The following is a 612-nucleotide window of genomic DNA, read 5'->3' as shown; positions in this document are numbered from 1 at the left end:
GCACTTCATCGATGTCAAAAAGACAAGTAAAACAAAGGCTGGATTATCCAGCCTTTTGTGTTTTTAGGTAATGTAACTCAGAGCTATTGACGAGCCAGTTCTGGTAGGTGACCCTTCAAACCAAGTGCACGTTTCATGATCTCATCTTTAGCACCCGGTAATTGTCCCGCTAAACTCAAGCCAATACCGCGAACCAGTTTTTTCGCTGGATGGTCACCAGAGAATAAATCACGGAAACCTTGCATCGCCGCAATCATCTTCGCCGCTTCAGCCTTACGCCAACGCTCATAGCCACGCAGATTGCGTTTACTACCAATGTCTTGCCCTTGTTTCCAAAGAGTCAGTACTTCTTGCGCCAGACTGGCTGCATCCAATAAGCCGAGATTCCCACCTTGGCCTGCTAATGGGTGGATCGTATGAGCCGCATCGCCAACCAGTGCAACACGCTCCACTACAAAGTCTCGGGCATAACGCATTTTTAGCGGAAACGCCGCTCGCTCTCCCACCACTTCACACACGCCTAAACGAGCATCGAATTCGCTGGTTAGCGTTTTGTTGAACGCTTCATCGCTCATGGCCAGCAATTCTTCCGCTCGGTTTGGCTCTGTAGAC

Annotated in this window: 1 protein-coding gene; it reads right to left on the bottom strand. The window is 49.5% G+C overall.

The window, feature by feature from the left end:
* Positions 1 to 83 precede the first annotated feature (83 nt).
* Positions 84 to 612, bottom strand: a 529-nt coding sequence (locus R7R78_RS27660) for an FAD-dependent monooxygenase (protein WP_225474799.1), incomplete at its 5' end; no start/stop codon positions are given.

This window comes from Vibrio sp. 2134-1, assembly GCF_033339495.1.
This window is presented reverse-complemented; position numbering and strand designations above follow the sequence as displayed.